The sequence below is a fragment of the Piscinibacter sp. HJYY11 genome, from assembly GCF_016735515.1.
Classification (GTDB): Bacteria; Pseudomonadota; Gammaproteobacteria; order Burkholderiales; family Burkholderiaceae_C; genus Rhizobacter.
This window is the reverse complement of the sequence record NZ_JAERQZ010000001.1, coordinates 2868648-2886239: the sequence shown is the minus strand read 5'-3', so window position 1 is coordinate 2886239 and position 17592 is coordinate 2868648. Positions and strand designations below refer to the sequence as shown.

Annotated in this window: 18 protein-coding genes; 4 read left to right on the top strand and 14 right to left on the bottom strand. The window is 68.7% G+C overall.

Annotated features, from left to right (window positions below):
- The first annotated feature begins 3 nt into the window (after positions 1–3).
- Positions 4–870: a 2-keto-4-pentenoate hydratase gene (locus JI745_RS13335; protein WP_201807406.1), complete on the top strand. Its 867-nt coding sequence runs from the start codon at positions 4–6 to the stop codon at positions 868–870.
- A gap of 12 nt (positions 871–882) precedes the next feature.
- Here JI745_RS13335 and JI745_RS13330 read toward each other — a convergent pair whose 3' ends face one another.
- The 9 genes from JI745_RS13330 to JI745_RS13290 all read right to left on the bottom strand — a co-directional run bounded on the left by JI745_RS13330 (position 883) and on the right by JI745_RS13290 (position 8701).
- Positions 883–1338: a nuclear transport factor 2 family protein gene (locus JI745_RS13330; protein ID WP_201807404.1), complete on the bottom strand. Its 456-nt coding sequence runs from the start codon at positions 1336–1338 to the stop codon at positions 883–885.
- Entirely contained in the window at positions 1320–2093 is a 774-nt protein-coding gene (locus JI745_RS13325; protein ID WP_201807402.1) for an SDR family oxidoreductase, read from the bottom strand. The genes JI745_RS13330 and JI745_RS13325 overlap by 19 nt, the downstream gene beginning before the upstream one ends.
- A 1-nt stretch (position 2094) precedes the next feature.
- Positions 2095–2622 (bottom strand): DUF3833 domain-containing protein, encoded by a 528-nt coding sequence (locus tag JI745_RS13320; protein WP_201807399.1) that lies wholly within the window; start codon positions 2620–2622, stop codon positions 2095–2097.
- Entirely contained in the window at positions 2619–3890 is a 1272-nt protein-coding gene (locus JI745_RS13315) for an MFS transporter (protein ID WP_310738618.1), read from the bottom strand. The genes JI745_RS13320 and JI745_RS13315 overlap by 4 nt, the downstream gene beginning before the upstream one ends.
- Before the next feature lie 58 nt (positions 3891–3948).
- Positions 3949–4476 (bottom strand): chalcone isomerase family protein, encoded by a 528-nt coding sequence (locus JI745_RS13310; RefSeq protein ID WP_201807393.1) that lies wholly within the window; start codon positions 4474–4476, stop codon positions 3949–3951.
- Between the two features lie 5 nt (positions 4477–4481).
- Complete coding sequence (locus tag JI745_RS13305; protein ID WP_201807390.1) at positions 4482–5708, bottom strand: cyclopropane-fatty-acyl-phospholipid synthase family protein; 1227 nt, start codon at positions 5706–5708, stop codon at positions 4482–4484.
- Between the two features lie 24 nt (positions 5709–5732).
- Positions 5733–6524 carry a DUF1365 domain-containing protein gene (locus tag JI745_RS13300; RefSeq protein ID WP_201807388.1) on the bottom strand — a complete coding sequence of 264 codons (792 nt, stop codon included), beginning with the start codon at positions 6522–6524 and terminating at the stop codon, positions 5733–5735.
- Positions 6521–7834 (bottom strand): NAD(P)/FAD-dependent oxidoreductase, encoded by a 1314-nt coding sequence (locus tag JI745_RS13295; RefSeq protein WP_201807386.1) that lies wholly within the window; start codon positions 7832–7834, stop codon positions 6521–6523. Before JI745_RS13295 ends, JI745_RS13300 begins: the two co-directional genes overlap by 4 nt.
- Before the next feature lie 312 nt (positions 7835–8146).
- Positions 8147–8701: a glutathione peroxidase gene (locus JI745_RS13290; RefSeq protein ID WP_201807383.1), complete on the bottom strand. Its 555-nt coding sequence runs from the start codon at positions 8699–8701 to the stop codon at positions 8147–8149.
- A 155-nt stretch (positions 8702–8856) separates the two neighbouring features.
- On the opposite strand from JI745_RS13290, the gene JI745_RS13285 reads away from it, so the two are divergent.
- The gene (locus tag JI745_RS13285; RefSeq protein WP_201807381.1) at positions 8857–9732 is read left to right on the top strand and encodes a ferritin-like domain-containing protein; all 876 of its coding nucleotides are present in this window, start codon (positions 8857–8859) and stop codon (positions 9730–9732) included.
- Between the two features lie 54 nt (positions 9733–9786).
- Here the strand turns inward: JI745_RS13285 and JI745_RS13280 are convergent, their stop codons facing one another.
- Positions 9787–10434, bottom strand: a complete 648-nt coding sequence (locus JI745_RS13280) for a glutathione S-transferase family protein (protein ID WP_201807379.1) — start codon at positions 10432–10434, stop codon at positions 9787–9789.
- 86 nt (positions 10435–10520) lie between these two features.
- On the opposite strand from JI745_RS13280, the gene rfaE2 reads away from it, so the two are divergent.
- Positions 10521–10997: a D-glycero-beta-D-manno-heptose 1-phosphate adenylyltransferase gene (rfaE2, locus tag JI745_RS13275; protein WP_201807376.1), complete on the top strand. Its 477-nt coding sequence runs from the start codon at positions 10521–10523 to the stop codon at positions 10995–10997.
- Here the strand turns inward: rfaE2 and JI745_RS13270 are convergent, their stop codons facing one another.
- The 3 genes from JI745_RS13270 to glnE are packed head-to-tail and all read right to left on the bottom strand — an operon-like array spanning position 10998 to position 15225.
- On the bottom strand, positions 10998–11891 hold the full coding sequence (locus tag JI745_RS13270) for a DMT family transporter (protein WP_201807374.1): 894 nt from the start codon (positions 11889–11891) through the stop codon (positions 10998–11000).
- The gene (rrtA, locus tag JI745_RS13265; RefSeq protein WP_201807372.1) at positions 11888–12457 is read right to left on the bottom strand and encodes a rhombosortase; all 570 of its coding nucleotides are present in this window, start codon (positions 12455–12457) and stop codon (positions 11888–11890) included. Before rrtA ends, JI745_RS13270 begins: the two co-directional genes overlap by 4 nt.
- A gap of 41 nt (positions 12458–12498) precedes the next feature.
- On the bottom strand, positions 12499–15225 hold the full coding sequence (gene glnE / locus JI745_RS13260; RefSeq protein ID WP_201807360.1) for a bifunctional [glutamate--ammonia ligase]-adenylyl-L-tyrosine phosphorylase/[glutamate--ammonia-ligase] adenylyltransferase: 2727 nt from the start codon (positions 15223–15225) through the stop codon (positions 12499–12501).
- A gap of 95 nt (positions 15226–15320) precedes the next feature.
- On the opposite strand from glnE, the gene JI745_RS13255 reads away from it, so the two are divergent.
- Positions 15321–16124: a carbon-nitrogen hydrolase family protein gene (locus JI745_RS13255; protein WP_201807357.1), complete on the top strand. Its 804-nt coding sequence runs from the start codon at positions 15321–15323 to the stop codon at positions 16122–16124.
- 87 nt (positions 16125–16211) lie between these two features.
- Here JI745_RS13255 and JI745_RS13250 read toward each other — a convergent pair whose 3' ends face one another.
- Positions 16212–17429 carry an FAD-dependent monooxygenase gene (locus JI745_RS13250; protein WP_236674986.1) on the bottom strand — a complete coding sequence of 406 codons (1218 nt, stop codon included), beginning with the start codon at positions 17427–17429 and terminating at the stop codon, positions 16212–16214.
- Positions 17430–17592 lie beyond the last annotated feature (163 nt).

The following is a 17592-nucleotide window of genomic DNA, read 5'->3' as shown; positions in this document are numbered from 1 at the left end:
TCGATGTCGCTGCGCCCCTTGCTGTTCGCTCTGGCCTGTGTGTGTGCCCCCGTCGCTGCGCAGGCTGAATGCCTGACCGACGCCCAGGCGGTGGCCTTGTTCGACGCGTTCACGGCGAGGACGCCGGCGGCCAACCCAGAAGGTCTGAACGAAGCCGATGGGGCCTGCACCCGGGCCAAGTTCAACAACCTGCTGGCCGTGCGCTACGGCACGGTGATCGGCTACAAGGCCGGCCTCACCAACCCTGCGGTGCAGAAGCGCTTCAACTACGACCGCCCGGTCTGGGGGGTGCTCTATGCCGACATGCTGCTGCCCAGCGGCTCGGTGGTCGAAGCCGGCTTCGGTGCCCGCCCGCTTTTCGAGGCCGATCTGCTGGTGCGTGTGAAGAGCGAAGCCATCAACCAGGCCAAGACCCCAGCCGAGGTGCTCGCCGCCATCGACCAGGTCATCCCCTTCATCGAGCTGCCCGACCTCATGGTGCAGGCGCCGCCCAGGCTCAACGGCCCGGCCATCAGCGCGATCAACGTGGGCGCTCGGTTCGGGGTGACGGGCACGCCGATCGCCATCCCGCCCTACCGCGCCGAGCGCTTCGCGCTGCTCGACGCCCTGCGTGACATGACCGTGGTGCTGAGCGACGCGAGCGGCGCCGAACTCGCACGCGGCAAGGGCAGCGACATCCTCGGCCACCCGCTCAGCGCCGTGGTGTGGCTGGCCGAAGCGCTGGCGAAAGACGGCAAGGCGATGAAGCCCGGCGACCTGATCAGCCTCGGTTCCTTCTCTCCACTGCTGCCGCCCAAGGCGGGGTCGGGTGCCACCGTCACCTATCTCGGCCTGCCCAATGCCAAGCCGGTGTCGGTGAGCTTCAAATAGCGTGTCGGTGCCTCAGCTCGATGCGCGCTTCTTCAGCCAGCGCATCAGGCTGCCCACCACCGGCAGCTTCTCGTACAGCTCCTCGGCGGCGTCCCAGTAGTCGCGGTGGTGCTGGATCAGGCCGATCGGGTCGAGCAACAGATGCGAGCTGCCGTGCACCGTCTGCTGCGCCCGGCTGTAGCGCTTGAAGCGGAAGAGGAAGTCCCAGCTCAGGAAACACTGGTCGCCCTGCACGAGGATGTCGCGCACCACGAAGCGCGGCTCGTCCAGCGCTTCGAACATGTGGCGATAGACCTGTTGAACCGCCGCCAGGCCGCGCACGTCGTTGAACGGGTCCTTGAAGTGCGCGCGCGGCGTGTAGTACTCGCCGAGCCGCTCGATGTCGCCTCGCGTGAAGTGCTCGAAGAGCTCGACGATGCGCGCGACGCGCGGGTCAGCCGTCCTGGGCGTCACAGGCCGGTGCTCCATCGGATGGCGCGGAAGTAGAGGGCGTCGCTGACATGCGTCAGCGCCTTCAGGCACATCGTGAAGCGCTTGGGGAAATGGATCTCGAAGCGCCCCTGCGCCCAGCCCTTGAGGATCTCTTCGGCGGCCTGCTCCGGCGTGAGCAGCGCCGGCATCGCGAACTCGTTCTGCGCGGTGAGCGGTGTCTCGACGAAGCCCGGGTTGATGACCGACGCGCCGATGCCCACCGGCTGCAGGTCGAGGTACAGCGTCTCGGCCAGGTTGATCAGCGCCGCCTTGGTCGGCCCGTAGGCCAGCGAGTTCGGCAGCCCGCGATAGCCCGCCACGCTGGAGACGAGGCTCAAGTGCCCGCTCTTTTGCTGCAGCAGCACCGGCAGCACCGCGTCGAGCAGGTGCAGCGCGCCGATGTAGTTGACCTGCTGGTGGCGCACCGCTTCGTCGAGGTCGAACTGCGTGGCGCGCAGCGCCTTGTAGTAGCCGGCGCAGTAGAGCGCGAGGTCGATGCGGCCGTGGTGCAGGACCAGCTGCTGCGCGGCGTGCGAGACCGCATCACGGTCGGTCACGTCGAGCGGCAGGCCGACGCTGCCGGGGTGGCTCTTCTCGAACGTCTTGAGCGCGCCGATGTTGCGGGCCGACACGATGACCTGCGCGCCGCGCGCGTGCAGCGCCGCGGCGGTGGCGCGGCCGATGCCGGTCGAGGCGCCGACCAGCCAGACGACGCGGCCGTTCCAGTCGGTGAGGCGGGGGTTGAGTGGCATGTCAGTTCGTTTTCTGGAACGCAAGCGTGACTTCGCCCAGGCGAATGCCGAACTTGCTCATCACGGCTCGGTTGAGCATCACCCGTTCGTCCATCAGGTACATCCAGTCGTCGAACTGCACCTCGTAGACCTTGCCGTCCACCGGCAGCTTGAGGGTGTAGGCCCACTGGAAGGCGTTGCCCGCGACCTGGCCGGTGGCGGTGCCGACCACGTCGTCGGCCGTGCCGCTGTAGCGGCCACCGGGCAGCTTCTTCAGGCGCCAGATCCGGCGGTCGGTCTTGCCGTCGCTGTAGGTGAAGGCTTCGTCGAGCGTGCCTTCGTCGCCGACCCATTGGCATTTCATCAACACGGTGAAGCGGCGCACCACCTTGCCAGAGCGGTCGGTGAAGAGGCCGTGGGCCACCACGTCGCCGTTGAAGTAGCGCTGCAGGTCGAGCGTCGGCTTCTCGGCCGCATAGTCCTGCGGCGTGTGCGAGGCACAGCCGGCGAGGGCCAGCGCACAGGCCAGCGAGCCCAAGAGTTTTTTCATCGTGACTCCTTGATCCAGTAGCGCCACAGCAGCGCGGCGGCGATGAGCTTCATCACGCACGGCAGCACGCAGTACGCGGCGGTGAGGGCTTGCAGCGCCGGGGCGCTGGTCGTGCCGGGCGCGTAGCCGAAGAGCTGCAGCACCGGCAACGCGATGCCGGCGGCAAGCGCGAGGTTGAGCTTGGTGGCGAAGTTCCACCAGCCGAAGTACGCGCCTTCGGCGCGGCCGGCATGACCGGCCTGTTGCACCACGCCGGCGAGCAGTGCTGCGGGCAGCGCGAGGTCCGCCCCCAGCGCGATGCCGCTCATCACGCAGATGGCGGTGTAGGCCGCAACGTCGCCGGCCGACAGCGCCGCCGCCCAGGCGAAGACGAGCACCGACAGCGCCATGCCGGCGAGCCAGCTGCGCGCGAGGCCCAGGCGCGCCACGAGCCGCACCCACAGCGGCACCGACACGGCTGCTGCGGCGAAGTAGCTTGCGAGAAAGAGCGGCTCGTAGGCGGTGGCCTGCAGGCGGTCGCGGATGAAGAAGAGCACCAGCGTGGCCGGCACCGCGCTCGCGATGCCGTTGAGCAGGTAGACCGCGAGCAGCCTCGGAAACGCCGGCGTGCTGAAGGGCAGGCGCAGCGAACGCGACGGGAAGAGCGCGAGCCGACGGGGCGCTGGTGCTTGCCGCATCAAGGCGAGCGCCAGGCACAAGGCGATGGCGAACACCACGGTGCTCGTCTGCAGCCCTGCCATCGAGGGCAGCACGCTGGCGACCAGCACGCCACACAAGGCGAGCCCTTCACGCCACGCGACGACGGTGGCACGCGCGGGTTCATCGCCCCCGAGCCGCGCGCCCCACGCCTGGTGGATGACGCTGATCACGCTGTAGGCGAGGTAGGTGACGACGAGCAAGATGCCGCACCACGCCAGCAAGGCGGCGGTGCCTGTCGACACCAGCGGGAAGAAGAGCCCTCGGAAGCCAAGTGCCAGCACCACGGCCGCCCCCGCCATCGCCAGCCACGCGGCGTGGGCCGACCGGTCGAGCAAGGCATCGGCCCAGCGGCCGATCCACGGGTCGATCAGCGCGTCGAGCAGGCGAGCGGCGAGCAGCACCGCACCGAGGGCCGCCAGCGGCACGCCGAACTCGGCGGCGTAGTGGTTGGGCAAGGCGACGTAGAGCGGCAGTGCGACGAAGGCGAGCGGGAAGCCGGGCGCGCCATAGCGCAGCCCGTCCCACCCGCGCGCGGTGGTCGATGACGTCGAGGTGGCCACGGCGCTCACTGGACCACCCTCCGCGCAGGGCGCTCCGGGATTCGCGCTTGGGAGCGGCCCGGCGCGCTCATGCCAGGCCCAGCAAGGCGCGCCGCAGCGCCGGCTCGGAGCTGCGCGGCGACAGCCAGATGCCGATGAAGAGCTGCGCAAACGCGGCATCACGCACCTCGCGCCCCGCCTTGCCGTTGACGAAGAAGCGCATGCCTTCGCCGGGCTTGTAGAGGCCGGTGATGCGATCGCCGGCCTTCACGTCGGGGAAGGCCTGCTCCATCGCGGCGAGCCAGGCGTTGCCCTTGTCCTGCGGCACGTCGCCGACCTTGCGCATCTCGACGAGCGAGCGCTCCGCGATTAGCTTGCCGACGAGGTCGCGCGCGTATTCCAGTTCGAGGGCCACCGGGTGCAGTGCGTACTCCTCGGGCTTGAAGCCCTCGGCCACCCACAGGCGGGCGTTGTAGACGCGCAGGCCCAGGAAACGCAGCAGGCCCTGGCCCTGCAGCTTCGCGCCCGGCAGCTCCGTGCTCAGCTCGGCCGGCCGCGCCTGCACGGCCCAGGGCAGGGCGAGCAGCGTGGCGAGGACGGGGCGGCGCGTGAGCATGGCGGTCAGTCGCGTTGCAGCGTGAATTGCATGACGCCGGTGTTGCCGGTGGCGAACGCGGCCTCGCAATAGCCGAGGTAGAACTCCCAGATCCGCATGAAGCGGGTGTCGAAGCCTAGGCGGCGCACCTGGGTTTCTTCGGCGAGGAAACGTTCGCGCCAGCGCTTGAGCGTCTCGGCGTAGTCGCCGCCGAAGGCGAGTTCGTTGACCACGCGCAGGCCCGCTTTGGCTGCGGCCTCGCGGAAGGCGCTGGGGCTCGGCAGCAGGCCGCCGGGGAAGATGTACTGCTGGATGAAGTCGGTCGACTTCACATAGCGCTCGAACAGGTCGTCGCGGATGGTGATGCTCTGGATGCAGGCCTTGCCGCCGGGCTTGAGGTTGCGCTTGAGGGTGACGAAGTAGCCGTCCCAGTATTCGCGGCCGACGGCCTCGAACATCTCGATCGAGCAGATGGCGTCGAAGGGGCCGTCGGCGATGTCGCGGTAGTCCTGGAAGCGCAGTTCGCCCGCGAGGCCGGCGTTGCGCAGGCGCTCCTGCCCCCAGGCGAGCTGCTCGCTGGAGAGCGTCACGCCGGTCACACTGGCGTTGAAGTCGCGTGCAGCACTTTCGGCGAGCGCGCCCCAGCCGCAGCCGATCTCGAGCACGCGGTCGCCCGGCTTCACCTCGCATTCACGCAATGCGCGTCGCACCTTGGCCCATTGCGCCTCGACCAGGTCGCCGCTCGCATCGCCTTCGAACCAGGCGCTCGAGTAGTTCATCGTCGGGTCGAGCCACAGCCGATAGAACTCGTTGCCGAGGTCGTAGTGGGCGTGGATGTTCTTCTTGCTGCCGGCGCGCGAGTTGCGGTTGAAGAGGTGCCGAACGCGGTACAGCAGCGAGCCCCACCAGCTGCCGTAGACCACACGCTCGATCTCGTCGCGGTTGGCGATGAAGAGCTTGAGCAGCGTGGTGAGATCGGGCGTCGTCCAGTCGCCGGCGATGAAGGTCTCGGCAAAGCCGATGTCGCCCGACTTGAGCGCGGCGCTGCAGACGTTCCAGTTGCGCAGGCGGATGGCGGCGCGCAGGCCCGCGGGTTGGCCGAAATGGAGCTGCGTGCCGTCGGGCAGCTGCACGTCGAGGCTGCCATGCCGCAGCTCGGCCATCAGTCGGAAAACGACACGCGCGGCGGCCGGGGCGCTGTCGGGCAGCGACAGGTGCAGCGGGCTCAGGGAAGCGTGGGTGGTGGTGTTCATCGGATCGTCTCTCGCCTTGAACGTTCAGCGGGTGATGAAGGCCCGAGGCGGCTCGGGCTTGCGAAAGAACGGCACGCGCTGCGTCCACAACCTGAGGGCCTGCCAATGGATGCGCGCGACGACGAAGACCGTCATCAGCGGCATGCCGAAGAAGGCGCGCCAGGTCGAGGCGGTCGTCAGGGCGTCGAGCCGGCCCGACACGCTGGTCTGCAGCAGCGGGCCGTGCTCGTCGTCGTGGTCGATGCGCACCACCGTTCTCTGGCCGTCCTTACGCGCGCCGGCGCCCTGCGGATGCAGCGCGGTGCGCAGGAAGCGGAAGCGGTAGCGCCCGCTGACGCTGCAGAACGGCGACACGTGGAAAACCTTGTCGGCCTGCAACTCCTGGCCGAACGCGAGCTGCTCGCCGCGCAGCAGGTAACAGTGGCGTTCGCCGAAGGTGTTGTTGACCTCCACGACGATGGCGGCGAGCGAGTCGTCGCGGCGGTGGCAGTACCAGAAGCTCACCGGCTTGAAGGTGTGGCCGAGCACGCGCGGGTAGCAGTGCAGCCAGACCTCGCCGTCGGCATCGGAGACGCCTTCGGTCTTCAGCAGCTCGTCGATCCAGGCCAGGCTGTCGCCACGGCCGTCGCCATGGTCGCGGTCGTGGAAGCTGATGAGGCCGAAACGGTTGCGCTTCAGCACGGGCGAGGGCTGCTCGCGCAGGCTGCGCATCGGCAGCATCAGGAAATAGGTGCGGTAGTTGAAATCGTTCACCACCGGCCGCAGGCGCGTGTGGCGGACCTGGCCGGAGCCGATGAGCGGGGCGGCGGCGCTCATGCGGCCTCGCGCGCCGGCTCGTGCGACGGCACCGGCAGCGATTCGCCGACCCAGCGGCGCCGCAGGCCGCTCACCACCGCCTGGCCTGACATCAGGCCGTCTTCGTGGAAGCCGTAGCGCGTCCATGCGCCGCAGAACCAGGTGTGCTGCCGGCCCTGCAGGGCCGGCACCTTGGCTTGCGCGGCGATGGCGGCGCTGTCGAACACCGGGTGGGCGTAGTCGATCTCGGCATGCACGGCGGCCGCATCGGGCTCGCGCACCGGGTTGAGCGACACGACGACCGGTTGCTTGAACGGCAGCGGCTGCAGCTTGTTGAGCAGATAGTGCAGGCACACCGCGGCTTCTTCGCGCGGCGCATCGGTGGCGCGCTCGTAGTTCCAGGCGGCCCAGGCCAGCTTGCGCTGCGGCAGCACCGAGGTGTCGGTGTGCAGCACGGCGCGGTTGCGGTGGTAGCGGATGGCGCCGAGCACCGCACGCTCCTCGGGTGTGGCGTCGGCCAGCAGCGCGAGCGACTGGTCGCTGTGGCAGGCGAGCACGACCTCATCGAAATGTTCGCTGCCGTGGTCGGTGCTGACGGTCGCGCCCTGCGGCGTGCGGCGCACGCTGCGCACGGGGGTGTTGAGGCGCGCATCGGTGATGCGCGGCAGCATCTTGCGCACGTACTCGCGGGCACCGCCGGTGACCGTGAACCACCGCGGCCGGTTCGCCACCTGCAGCAGCCCGTGGTTGTGGCAGAAGCGGATCATGGTCGCGATCGGGAAACGCAGCATCTGGTCGGTCGGGCACGACCAGATGCAGCCGATCATCGGCAGGAAGTACCAGTCGCGGAACGCCGCCGAGAAACGGTGCTCGGCGAGGAAGTCACCGATGGGCTGCTGCAGCCGTGCCTCTTCGCCGCTGACGGCCAGCAAGGTGGTGAGCCGGTTGAAACGCAGGATGTCGCGCAGCATCCCCAGGAAAGCCGGCCGCACGAGGTTGCGGCGCTGCGCGAAGACGGTGTTGAGGTCGCTGCCGCTCCATTCCAGGCCCAGGTCGGGCACCTGGACGGAGAACGACATGTCCGAGGGCACGGTGGCCACACCCAGTTCGCCGAAAAGGCGGATCAGCTGCGGGTAGGTGCGCTCGTTGAAGACGAGGAAGCCGGTGTCGACGCCGTGGGTCACCCCATCGAGCGTGATGTCGACGGTGTTGGTGTGGCCACCGAAGTAGGAGCCGGCTTCGAACAGCGTGACCCGGGTGTCGTCGGCCAGCGCATAGGCCGTGGCCAACCCTGAGATGCCCGAGCCGATGACGGCAACGCGGCGGCTCATGGGTGAACCGCCGGCGTCAGGCCATCAGGGAGGGGCGGCGCGCCGCCTGGCGCGGTCCGCGAAAAAAGAATTGCTGCACAGCGCCCCGGGGGGAACAAGGGAGGGAGGAGGGAGGAGGAAAACCACCCCGGGATTCCAGCCCGCGGAGCAGGCTGGCTGTGCAGCATAGAACTGGTCGCTACCGGAACACAGTGTGCGCCGGCCCGGAGTTTGAAGCACTCCCGAGAACGAAGTTCCCTGAATCTGATGTCGGTTCCGGCCATGCCCCACTCCGAAGTGAACTGAGTGGTATGAAATATAACTCATCAGTCTTCATTTTGCATCCAGCAGTTTTTCGATCGTGCTGACGAAGGCCTTGCTGTCGGGTGCCGTGGTGGCGCCGAAACTGTGGACGGCCTTTCCGTCGCGAGCGACCACGTACTTATGGAAGTTCCAGCGGGGCGATTCGCCGCTCATCTGCTTCAGGTCGGTGTACAGCGGGTGCCGCTGGGCGCCCGCCGATTCGGCCACCCGCGCCTTCACGAACATCGGGAACTTGACGCCGTAGGTGTTCTCGCAGAACTCGGCGATGGTCTTGTTGTCACCAGGCTCCTGCGAGAAGTCGTTCGACGGAAAGCCGAGCACCACGAGGCCGCGGTCCTTGTATTTGGTGTGCAGCGCCTCCAGGCCTTTGTATTGCCCGGTGAAGCCGCAGAAGCTGGCGGTGTTGACGATCACGACGACTTTGCCGGCGTACTGGCAGAGGTTTTGCGGCTTCTCGTCCTGCAGGCGCGGCACTTCGCGCTTCAGCAACGCCGGGCACTCGGCGGCCAGCGCGGGGCCGGACAGCGTGGCCAGCAAGACGAGCAAAAGGGGTCGAAATGGCATGGCAGGTCCTCGTGGCTAGAAAGCGCCAATGCTGCGCCCATCCGACCTTACGCGCACGCCGAAAGCCCGGATGCATGTCCGGGACGCCTTGCAGGTGCACATTCCTGTCACATCCGGCCCCCTTAAAATGCCGGTTCTACCTTTGAAAGCTGACCATGCTTTACCCCGAACTTTTCAAGCAGCTCGAAGCCGTGCGCTGGAACATGGACACGGACATCCCCTGGGATCAGTTCGATGGCAGCCAGCTCAGTGAAGAGCAAGCCCAAACCATCAAGATGAACGCGATCACCGAGTGGTCGGCGTTGCCCGCGACCGAGATGTTCCTGCGCGACAACCGCGACGACAGCGACTTCTCCGCCTTCATGAGCGTGTGGTTCTTCGAAGAGCAGAAGCACTCGCTGGTGCTGATGGAGTACCTGCGCCGCTTCCGCCCCGACCTCGTTCCGACCGAGCAGGAACTGCACGAAGTGCGCTTCGAGTTCGACCCGGCCCCCGCGCTCGAGACGCTGATGCTGCACTTCTGCGGCGAGATCCGCCTCAACCACTGGTACCGCCGTGCGGCCGAGTGGCACACCGAGCCGGTGATCAAGGCGATCTACGAAACGCTCGCCCGCGACGAAGCCCGCCACGGTGGCGCGTATCTCCGCTACATGAAGCGCGCGCTGCAGAAGTTCGGCGACGAGGCACGTGCTGCGTTCGCCAAGGTGGGTGTGCTCATGGCCAGCGCGCGCCGCACCGCGCAGGCGCTGCACCCGACCAACCTGCACGTGAACGAGAAGCTCTTTCCGCGCGACACCATCCAGAGCCGGCTGCCCGACCCCAAGTGGCTGGAGCAGTGGCTCGACAAGCAGATCCAGTTCGACGCCGTGTGGGAGACCAAGGTCGTCGAGCGCATCCTGCACAACATGAGCCTCTTGATGGAGCGCAGCTTCGCAAGCGTCCAGGAGCTCAACCGCTTCCGCAAGGAAGTGACGGCTGCGGTGGCGGCGGCGGCCAAGGGCAAGTCGCAAGGTGGGCCCTTGCCGGCCTGATCGGCGCCACGCGCCCGCTGGAAACAAGGCCCGCATCAGCGGGCCTTGTTCGTTTCAGCTCTTGGCTTTTTCCTGATCGGCCTTGCGGTCGGCCGTGACCTTCTGCGCCGAGGGCCGCTCGCCGATGAACCTGGTGTACGCGCGGACGTCGATGCCCGCGGCGGCCAGCAGGTCTTCGCCATACACCGCCTTGGTGGCCATGCTCACCAGCGGCAGGCTCGGATAGGCCGCGCAGTCGGCCAGCGTGAAGCTGTCACCGGCCACGTAGGGCGAAAACTTCGCCAGGCGCTTGAAGCCGGCGATATTCTTTTCCAGCTGCTTGCGGATGCGCGCCTGGTTGGCCTCGCTCAGTTCGCCGCCGAAGAAGGCCTTGTAGTGCAGCTCGCGCGCCACGAGTTCGAGGTGCAGGTCGATGAAGGTGCACAGCTCCCGCACCTTGGCGGCCTGCCACGGGTCGGCGGGCACCAGGGCGGGTGTCGGGTAGGCGGCTTCGAGGTAGTCGGCGATGACCTGGCTTTCGCACATCGCGCCGTGCTCGGTGCGGATGAAGGGCACCTTGGCGAGCGGGCTGTCCTTCAGCACTTCTTCGTCGGTGCGGCCGGTCTTCACCAGCTCTTCGGTGAACGGGATGCCCTTTTCGAGCAGCACCAGCTTCACTTTGTTGTAGTAGTTCGAGATGGTCGAGCCGCAGAGCGTGATCATGGGAGTCTCCTGTTCTGATGTGATGACAGGTCAGTCTAGGCGGCTGGCGCCCGGCGGGGCTGCCGCGCAGGCGACAATCCCGCGCCATGAGCGCCACCTTCTTCGACAAGCTTTGCCCGCGAGCCGAGCTTCCTGCGCGGCTCGCGCAACTACCGCGGCCGATGGTCTTCACCAACGGGGTGTTCGACATCCTCCACCGCGGCCACGTGACCTACCTGGAGCAGGCGCGGGCGCAGGGTTCATGTCTGGTGCTCGGCCTCAACAGCGACGCGTCGGCCCGCCTGCTCGGCAAGGGGCCCGATCGACCGCTGAATGGCGAGACCGACCGTGCCTGCGTGCTGGCGGCGCTGGAGAGCGTGAGCCTGGTGACACTCTTCGATGAGCAGACGCCGGTCGAGCTCTTGAAGATCGTCAAGCCCGACCTCTACGTGAAGGGCGGCGACTACGACATCGAGACCCTCGCCGAGACGAAGCTCGTGCGCAGCTGGGGCGGCGATGCCCGGGCTATCTCGTTCGTCGATGGCTACTCGACCACCTCGCTGGTCAAGCGCATTCGCGGCTGACTACTTGCGATTCACCAGCACCATGCCGATGGCGACACCGGCGAGTGCGAGCAGCAGGCGCAGCGTGAGCGGCTCGCTCAGCAGCAGCACCCCCATCAGGAGACCGAACACCGGTGTGAGCAGGGTGAAGGCCGACAGCCGCGTCGCCGGGTAGTGGCGCACGAGCCAGAACCACACCAGATAGCTGGCGAACACCACGATCACCGTCTGGTAGGCAAGCGAGGCGCCGGCCATCAGCGAGAGTGACTGCGGCCAGGCCTCGCCTTGCCACAGCGCGCCGAGGGCGAGCAGCACCCCCGACACCCCGAGCTGATAGGCCAAGGTTTTTTCGGCCGACGCCGAGGCGAGCTTCGTTGCGCGGATCGCCAGCGTGGTGGCGGCCCAGAGCACCGCCGCCAGCACGCCCAGTGCATCGCCGATCCACTGCCTCGGCCCGATGGCCGGCTGCGTGAAGCCTTCCGCAAACGCGCCCGCCACACCGGCGAACGCAAGCACGAGCCCCGCCGTCTGCACCCAGCCCAGCCGCTCCGACTTGGCGATGAACGGCATGCCCAGCGCCACGACGAAGGGCGCGAAGTAGATGAACACGATCATGCGCGAGGCGGTCGTGTACTGCAGCCCGATGAAGATGCAGGCGAACTCGGCGGCGAAAAGCGCACCCGCGAGCAGGCCGCCGGGCAGCGTGCCGTCGCGCTGGAAGAGCGGGATGCGGCGCCACCATGCCCACAGCATCACCAGCACCACGCCACCCAGCGAGCGGATCGTGGCCTGCACCAACGGTGCGATCTCCCCGAGCGCGGCTTTCGCCGCGACCTGGTTCAGGCCCCAGAGAAAGCTGCAGCCGATGAGCGACACGACGGCGAGTGTGTCGAGGTGGGTCTTGCGGTCGGTCATGGCGAGAGGCGAGGGCGGCTGAGCCGGCCCAGTGCATGGGCGGCGAGTGCGAGGGTGGTGCCGGCGAGCACGCCGGTCACGTGGGCGATGGGGGCGATGGCGATGTCCCAGCCATCTTGCTGCTGCACCGAGCCACGCCACGGCGTTTCGCTGAGGATCTTGGCGACGAGGCCGGCGCACAGCGCGGTGGCGATCAGCCGTTGCCGGCGGGTCCCGGTGATGAAGAGGTGCACGAGGCCGATGGCGACACCCGCATGCACCACGCCCGACAGTCCGCCGTAGTGGCGCAGGTCGGGTGCGAGCCAGAGGAAGGCGAGGTGCGTGAGCGGCCAGGCCAGCGCCCAACTGATCGTGGACGAGGTCGGCAGGCGCGAGACCCAGCCGAAGGCCGCGGTGAGCGCCAGCCCGGTCACGTTGCCGATCAGGTGCAGGCGGCTGTAGTGGACGAAGGCGGCGCTCCAGGCGCGCCACGGGTCGTCGACGAGCGCATCGGGCCGCCACTCCAGCACCACGCGGGCCGCGGGTCCGTAGGCGAGCAGGCTGCCGGTCAGGAGCACCAGCGCCATGGCGCACCAGGCGGCGCCGGGGCGGTGTCGGTGATCGCGGTTCAAGCGAAGACCGTGCGCCACAGGGCGAGCACGGCATCGCGCTCCGCCGCGGCGCTGGCCGGGTCGACCTGCGTCGGTTTCTCGTCGAGGCGCGCGCGGTGCTGCGCGCGGCGCAGCTCGCGGTAGGCGTCGGCCGCCGCCGTGCCCACGCCGGCGGGCAGCAGGCCGCAGGCTTCGGCACGTTGCAGCAGCGCGATGTTGCCCACGTTGTCGAGCAGGCCGGCGTGCTGCTTGCCATGCGCGAGCACGAGGTACTGCACCGCGAACTCGGCATCGACCATGCCGCCCGGGCTGTGCTTCACGTCGAAGAAGCCTTGCTTCACCGGCCGCGCCGCCCGCAGCTTCTCGCGCATGGCCTGGATCTCGCCACGCAGGGCGACCGGGTCGCGCTCGGCGCAGATCACCGCGCGCCGCACGGCTTCGAAACGTGGCGCAAGCTCAGGCGTGCCGGCGCAGAAACGGGCGCGGGTGATGGCCTGGTGTTCCCAGGTCCAGGCGGTGTTGCTGCCACGACCTTCCTGGTAGTTCTTGTAGGACGTGAGCGAGGTGACGAGCAGCCCCGAGTTGCCATTGGGCCGCAGCGCGGTGTCGATGTCGAAGAGCTCGCCCACCGCGGTGCGCGTGGTGAGCCAGTTGATCAGCTTGCGCACGAAGGCGCCGTAGGCCTCGACGGCACGGTCGGTGTCGGTCTCGGCGGTGTCGTCGAAGACGAACACGAGGTCGAGGTCGCTGCCGTAGCCGAGCTCCTTGCCGCCGAGCTTGCCGTAGGCGATGACGCCGAACTGCGGCGTGTCGCGGTGGCGCTGGCGCAGGTGCTGCCAGGCCCACTGGATGCAGCACTCGACGGTGGCGTCGGCCAGCGCCGAGAGGTCGTCGGCGACCTGCTCGACGGTGATGTGGCCTTCGACGTCGCGCACCAGGGTGCGGAAGACCTCGGCGTGGTGCGCGCGGCGCAAGGTGTCGAGCAGCGATTCTTCGTCGGCCTGGTTGAAGCGGCCCCAGGCGTTGTGACGCGCTTCGAGTTCGGCGATGTAGTTGTCGCGCTCGAAGCGGCCGTGCAGCAGGCGCTCGTCGGCCAGCTCGTCGATCACGCCCGGGTGGCGCATCAGGAACTGGGCCGGCCAGCGCGCGAGGCCCAGCAGGCGCAGCAGGCGGTTCTGCACCTCGGGGCGCTCGACCAGCAGCGCGAGGTAGCTCTCGCGCCGCATCAGCGGCTCGAGCCAGTCGATGAAGCGGCCAGCGGCCTCCAGGTTGCAGGCGCCGTCGGCCACGCCCTGGGCGGCGCGCATCACGAGCTTGGACAGGCGCAGCTTGCTTTCCTCGCGCAGCATGCGCACGCGCGGGTGGTCGATCCAGCCGCGCACACGCTCGGCCAGTTCGGGCGGCAGTCGCTCGATGAACGCCGCGCTGTCGACCGGCTGCGGCGGCAGGCCGCAGGCGCGGCAGCCGTTGGGTGACGGGTTCGCGGGTGTCTTGCCATCGTGCAGCAGCGCGTCGAACTCCATCGCGACGAACTCGCGCGTCTCGCCCAGGTGCTGCAGCAGCTCGCAGGTGTCTTCGGTGCAGGTGAAGCCCATGCTGCGGGCGATCCAGCCGAGGTCGGCGTCGGACGTGGGCAGCACGTGCGTCTGCTGGTCGTCGAGGAACTGGATGCGGTGCTCGACGCGGCGCAGGAAGACATACGCCTCGGCCAGGCGCTTGGCGCTCTCGGGCTTCATCAGGCCGCCGGCGGCGAGCTTGTCGAGCGCCTTCAGCGTGGAGCGCGTGCGCATCTCGGGGAACTGGCCGCCGCGCACCACCTGCAGCAGTTGCACGATGAACTCGATCTCGCGGATGCCGCCGCGCGAGAGCTTCACGTCGTTGGCGCGCTCGGGGCGGCCGGCAGCGCGGCGCTGGGCTTCCTCGCGCACCTTGCGGTGCAGTTGCCGCAGGCCGTCGAAGACGCCGTAGTCGAGGTAGCGCCGGTAGACGAAGGGTGTCACGGTGGCGGTGAGCTGCTTGGCGCGGCCGCTCGTGATGCTGGACGACGGCGCGATCACGCGGCTCTTGAGCCAGGCAAAGCGCTCCCACTCGCGGCCTTGCACGAGGAAGTATTCCTCCAGCATCGACAGGCTCACGACCGGCGGGCCGGAGTTGCCGTTCGGCCGCAGCGCCAGGTCGACACGGAAGACGAAGCCATCGTCGGTGTTGTCGCCGATCAGCGTGTAGAGGCTGCGCGCCACCTGCGCGAAGTATTCGTGCGCGGTGACGACCTTGGGGCCGGCGGTCTGGCCGTCTTCTTCATAGACGTAGATGAGGTCGACGTCGGACGAGACATTGAGCTCGTGCGCGCCGAGCTTGCCCATGCCGACCACCCAGAAGTCGATGCGCTCGCCACGCTCGTTGAGCGGTGCGCCGTAGCGGGCGTCCTGGTCGGCATAGGCCTGGGCGAGTGCGCGGTCGAGCGTGGCTTCGGCCAGTTCGGTCATCGCACGTGTGATGTCGGTCATCGGCGCGGCCTGCTCGATGTCGAGCACGGCCAGGCGCTCGATCACGATGTGGCGCGCCACGCGCAGGGCGCTCGGCAGCTCGCGGCCGCGGGCGAGCAGCGTGTCGATCAGGCGGTCGATGCTGGCGCGCACCGGCAGGCCCGGCTCGAGCAGCGCGAGCTCCGCCTCGAAACGGCGACGCACCCGCTGTACGAAGCGGCTGTGCTCTGCGCCAGCGGAGAGGGTCTCTGTGCTCATGGCGCGCGGATTTTGCCGCAGGCTTAACCGCCTTGCGGCAGCGTGGCTACCCCGTGCGCTTAAGCTTTCGCGACGGACATCACAGGAGAACCGCCATGTGGATTGCTGCGCTGCAAACGGTGGCCACACCGAGCGTGGACCGCAACCTCGACACCGCCCGCCGCCTGATCGCGCAGGCCGCGCGCGATGGCGCGCAGCTGGTGGTGCTGCCCGAGTACTTCTGCTTCATGGGCCACCACGACCGCGACAAGCTGGCGCTGGCCGAAACCCCCGGCGAAGGGCCGATCCAGGCGATGCTGGCCGAGACCGCCAAGCAGCACGCGGTGTGGGTGGTGGGTGGCACGCTGCCCTTGCGCTCCGAGCAGACCGACCGTGTTTTCAATGCCAGCTGCGTCTATTCGCCGGAGGGCGTGCTCGTGGCCCGCTATGACAAGCTGCACCTCTTCCGCTACGACAACGGCCGCGAGAGCTACGACGAAGGTCGGGTGCTTCAGGCGGGCAGCGCACCGGTGGCCTGCGACGTGGGCGGGCGGCGCCTGGGCCTGAGCGTCTGCTACGACCTGCGTTTTCCCGAGCTCTACCGAGCGCTGATGACGCCGCCCTGCGACCTGATCGCCGTGCCCTCGGCCTTCACCTACACGACCGGGCGCGCGCACTGGGAGGTGCTGCTGCGCGCCCGGGCGATCGAGAACCAGTGCTACGTGATCGCCGCCGCGCAGGGCGGTGTGCACGAGAACGGCCGTCGCACCTGGGGGCACAGCCTCGTCGTCGATCCGTGGGGCGAGGTCGTCGCGGTGGTGGAAGAGGGCGAGGGTGTGGCGATGGCCGAGCTCGACCCGAAGCGCCTCGCGGAAGTTCGCGCACAGCTCCCGGCGCTGTCGCACCGACGACTGTGCTGATGACGCCCCACGGCGGCGGGTACGCGGCCGATCCCCCGAGGGGATGCCGGCCGGCTTGGAAGCAGCCCGGCGTTCGGCCGGCGCTGCTCAGCGGGAGCCGTACATCATCTGGCGCGCCAGCGCCGATTTGACGGGCTTCAACGCCTGCAGAGCGGCCAGCCCCAGGCCGCGTGCGGCCCCCGCGCCGGGCAGCTTCCAGGTGAAGCTGCGGGCGAGGAAATCGGTGGCGGCGATCATGGCCCAGCGGTCGGGGGCACGTTGCCACTCCAGCTTGCGCAGCACGCCCGGCACGTCGCTCGAGCGTGCCAGGGCCTGCACCAGCTCGAACCCATCGCGCAGCCCGAGGTTCAGGCCCTGGCCGGCGACCGGGTGCAGCGTCTGGGCCGCGTTGCCGATGCGCACGGTGCGGCCTTGCGTGAGCGTGCGTTCGGCGACCAGCCCGAGTTGAAAGCACTTGAGGGGCGACACCGCGGTGAGCGGCCCCACCTCGGGGTGGAACAGGGTGTTGAGCACGGCCAGGCGCTGGGTGTCGTTCAGCTCGAGCACCGGGTCGTCTTCGGCATTAACACACCACACCAGCGCGGCGCGCCCATCCTTCAGCGGCAGCAACGCCGCCGGGCCGTGGCGGGTGAAGCGCTCGTAGGCGACACCGGCGCGTGCGTTTGCGAGTTGCACCGTGCCCACCCAGGCGTGCTGGCCATAGTCGTGGCGCAGCGGCGGCCTGGCCGGCTTGGCGACCGACGCGGCCGCCTCGCCGGTGTAGATACCGCCTTCGGCGACCACCACCAGGTCGAAGGTGTCGACGATGCCAGCGTCCACTTCCACGCCGTTTGCCAGTGGCTTGAGCGCGCGCACCGTGGCGCCAAAGCACGGCTGAAGCCGCCCCGGTTCCCGCTCGCAGGCGGTGAGCCACGCGGCCTGCAGCGGTGCCACGATCGCGCCGTAGCTGAGCACGGCGCCCAGCAAGGGCACACGCTCTTCGGCGGCGCTGATGCGCACCTCGGGCTCGCCGAAGGTGTCGACCAGCAGGCCGCCGAGTGAAGGGGCCTGTTGCGACACATGCACTTCGGTGATGGCTTGCGCGCGCTCGGCATCCCACGCCCCGAGGCGCTGCAAGAGCTGCACGCTGCCAAGCGACAACGCCAGCGTGCGCGGGTCGGCGGCCACGTCCTGCGTGGCGGCGCGGCTGTCGAAGAGGCTGATGCGTGCGTGCGGCAGGGCACGCGCCGCATGCAGCGCGAGGCTCAGGCCGACCGGCCCGGCGCCCACCACCGCCAGCCGCAAGGGGAGTGCGAGCTCAGACATGGGTCGCAGCATACGCGCGCGGGGTGCGATTGCCCTTAAAGCGGAGAAATCGGCCTCGGCCGAGAGGTATTTCACGACCGGCCGCACCTTCGCGAAATTCCATCTTTTTCCTCCACCTGATCGAGGGGGGCGCCCACCGACGCGGCGCCCCATGAACGGGGGG

Excerpts from the sequence above, each read along its gene's own strand:
- JI745_RS13270 (WP_201807374.1), bottom strand. The coding sequence starts at position 11,891 with ATGACCGACCGCAAGACCCACCTCGACACACTCGCCGTCGTGTCGCTC.
- JI745_RS13310 (WP_201807393.1), bottom strand. The coding sequence starts at position 4,476 with ATGCTCACGCGCCGCCCCGTCCTCGCCACGCTGCTCGCCCTGCCCTGG.
- JI745_RS13300 (WP_201807388.1), bottom strand. The coding sequence starts at position 6,524 with ATGAGCGCCGCCGCCCCGCTCATCGGCTCCGGCCAGGTCCGCCACACG.
- JI745_RS13250 (WP_236674986.1), bottom strand. The coding sequence starts at position 17,429 with ATGTCTGAGCTCGCACTCCCCTTGCGGCTGGCGGTGGTGGGCGCCGGG.
- JI745_RS13255 (WP_201807357.1), top strand. The coding sequence starts at position 15,321 with ATGTGGATTGCTGCGCTGCAAACGGTGGCCACACCGAGCGTGGACCGC.
- JI745_RS13290 (WP_201807383.1), bottom strand. The coding sequence starts at position 8,701 with ATGCCATTTCGACCCCTTTTGCTCGTCTTGCTGGCCACGCTGTCCGGC.
- JI745_RS13320 (WP_201807399.1), bottom strand. The coding sequence starts at position 2,622 with ATGAAAAAACTCTTGGGCTCGCTGGCCTGTGCGCTGGCCCTCGCCGGC.
- JI745_RS13305 (WP_201807390.1), bottom strand. The coding sequence starts at position 5,708 with ATGAACACCACCACCCACGCTTCCCTGAGCCCGCTGCACCTGTCGCTG.
- JI745_RS13280 (WP_201807379.1), bottom strand. The coding sequence starts at position 10,434 with ATGATCACGCTCTGCGGCTCGACCATCTCGAACTACTACAACAAAGTG.
- JI745_RS13295 (WP_201807386.1), bottom strand. The coding sequence starts at position 7,834 with ATGAGCCGCCGCGTTGCCGTCATCGGCTCGGGCATCTCAGGGTTGGCC.
- JI745_RS13285 (WP_201807381.1), top strand. The coding sequence starts at position 8,857 with ATGCTTTACCCCGAACTTTTCAAGCAGCTCGAAGCCGTGCGCTGGAAC.
- rrtA (WP_201807372.1), bottom strand. The coding sequence starts at position 12,457 with ATGGCGCTGGTGCTCCTGACCGGCAGCCTGCTCGCCTACGGACCCGCG.
- rfaE2 (WP_201807376.1), top strand. The coding sequence starts at position 10,521 with ATGAGCGCCACCTTCTTCGACAAGCTTTGCCCGCGAGCCGAGCTTCCT.
- JI745_RS13325 (WP_201807402.1), bottom strand. The coding sequence starts at position 2,093 with ATGCCACTCAACCCCCGCCTCACCGACTGGAACGGCCGCGTCGTCTGG.
- glnE (WP_201807360.1), bottom strand. The coding sequence starts at position 15,225 with ATGAGCACAGAGACCCTCTCCGCTGGCGCAGAGCACAGCCGCTTCGTA.
- JI745_RS13335 (WP_201807406.1), top strand. The coding sequence starts at position 4 with ATGTCGCTGCGCCCCTTGCTGTTCGCTCTGGCCTGTGTGTGTGCCCCC.
- JI745_RS13330 (WP_201807404.1), bottom strand. The coding sequence starts at position 1,338 with ATGGAGCACCGGCCTGTGACGCCCAGGACGGCTGACCCGCGCGTCGCG.